The 2,240-nt window shown below is 60.9% G+C and carries 2 protein-coding genes; both read left to right on the top strand.

Annotation, left to right across the window (positions count from 1 at the left end; translation table 11 throughout):
• A partial coding sequence (locus tag HB375_RS17895) for a M10 family metallopeptidase C-terminal domain-containing protein (RefSeq protein WP_205800266.1) occupies positions 1-406 on the top strand: 406 nt, incomplete at its 5' end.
• 196 nt (positions 407-602) lie between these two features.
• Positions 603-2,240 (top strand): TolB-like translocation protein (locus HB375_RS17890; RefSeq protein ID WP_167674459.1); only part of this gene is annotated, 1,638 nt, incomplete at its 3' end.

Raw genomic sequence — 2,240 nt, 5'->3', positions numbered from 1 at the left:
CATTCTGACCGGCGATGCTTTCGCCAACAGGATCTATGGCGGATTGGGCAAGGACACGCTGAGCGGCGGCGCCGGCCGGGATGTGTTCGTGTTCAACACCAAACTGAACGCGAAGACGAATGTCGACAAGATCACCGATTTCAACGTGAAGGACGACACGATCTGGCTCGACAACGCCATCTTCAGAAAGCTCGGCAAAGGCTCGCTGGACAAACCCGGCAAGCTCAACAAGGCGTTCTTCGCCATCGGAGCCGAGGCCAAGGACAAGAACGACTACCTCATCTACGACCCGAGCAAAGGCACGCTCGCTTACGACGCTGACGGCTCGGGTTCGAACAAGGCCATCGCCTTCGCCACCATCGGCCCCAAGCACAAGCTCACCGCCGCAGACTTCATGGTGATCTAGCGCCTAAGCCGCCTCGTGAAAAAGGGAGCGTGGCATTCGGGCAGAAAGGTGGACGCCGGGGGCGAGAGGCGAAGAACAGGCGGGCTGACGGAACGGATCTGCAATGGCCCGAACCCTTAAAAAGCAAGGGTTCTCGTTGCGAAACGGAATTACATGACATAAGCAACGACACCTTTCACTTCAGGAGCGCATCGCCATGCCCCTCACCCTGACTCTGCAATCCTTCTCCCGCCTATCGGCCACCTCCGTCATCTCCCCCGTCTCGACCGCCGCTGATGGGACGCAGGGCGATAGCCATAGCTATACCGCCGATTTCAGCCGCGATGGCCGTTACGTCATCTTCGAAAGCAGCGCGACCAATCTCACCACCACTGACACGACCGGAGACACTGGCCTTTTCCGCAAGGACCTGTGGACCGGCACCATCACCTCCCTGTCCACGGCAGCAGACGGGGAGCAGGGCAACGGCGGGAGTTGGATGGCCCAACTGAGCGCCGATGGGCGCTATGCCGTTTTTCAAAGTGCCGCGACCAATCTGGCGACCGGCGACACCAACGGCAAATACGACATCTTCTGGAAGGATCTGAAGACAGGAATTGTCGCTCTCGTATCCACCGCCGCCGACGGCACGCAAGGCGGTGGCAATAGCTACAGACCCGTTCTCAGCGCCGATGGGCGCTATGTGGTGTTCGAAAGCGAGGCGGCCAATTTGGTGGCGAACGATACCAATAACGCTCCCGACATCTTCCGTAAGGACATGCTGACCGGAGAAATCGTCAGGCTCTCTACGGCTAGCGGAGCGGTGCAGGCCAATGGCGACAGCTTCGAGGCGCAACTCAGCGCCAATGGACGCTTCATGGTTTTTGCAAGTTCAGCCAGCAATCTGGCCCGTGGCGACACCAACGGGACGTACGATATCTTCTACAAGGACCTGACCACCGGCGCCGTCTCCTGCCTCTCTACCGCCCCCGATGGGGCCTCTGGTAACGCCAGGAGCAGCACTGCCGCGCTGAGCGCTGACGGGCGCTACGTGGTGTTCAACAGCAATGCCAGCAATCTAGTGGCCAACGACACCAATAACGCCCCCGATATCTTCCGCAAGGATCTGGTGACGGGAGAAATCGTGCTCGTCTCCACCGCGGCCAACGGAACTCACGGCAACAATCACAGCTTCGACGCCAAGATCAGCGCCGATGGGCGCTATGTCGTCTTCGAGAGCGAGGCCGACAACCTGGTCCCTGGCGACACCAACAACCGTTACGACGTCTTCCGCAAGGATCTCGTCACCGGCGAGATCGTCCGTATTTCAACCGCAGCCAACGGAGCCGCAGGCGATGACGATAGCAACGAAGCCAACATCAGTCCCGATGGCCGCTACGTGCTGTTCTCCAGTCAAGCCACAAACCTGGTGCCGGGCGACACCAATACCTCTGAAGACGTCTTTCTCGTCGATACCAACTATATCGCCCAGGGCGCGGCCATCGCGGCCGGGCGTTATGTCGAAGCGCGGTTCGGTGTCGGCGCCGCTTCAAGCGTGAGCGTCGCGTGGGGCGATGGGGCGGTCGATACGCTCACGCCCGCAGGCGGCCTCGCCAGTTTCGGCCATGCCTATGCCACCAGCACGGGCCTCAAGGCGGCGCTCGCCACCGTCAAGGAGAACGGCCAGTCTTGGACCGTGCCTTATCTGGTCAATGTCGCCGCCGGAACCATGACCCGCGACACCGCCGCCGTCGCCACCCTGACCGGCGGAACCGCCAATGACATTCTGACCGGCGATGCTTTCGCCAACAGGATCTATGGCGGATTGGGCAAGGACACGCTGAGCGGCGGCGCC

Source organism: Microvirga terricola, assembly GCF_011777495.1.
In the GTDB taxonomy this organism is placed as follows: domain Bacteria; phylum Pseudomonadota; class Alphaproteobacteria; order Rhizobiales; family Beijerinckiaceae; genus Microvirga; species Microvirga terricola.
This window is presented reverse-complemented; position numbering and strand designations above follow the sequence as displayed.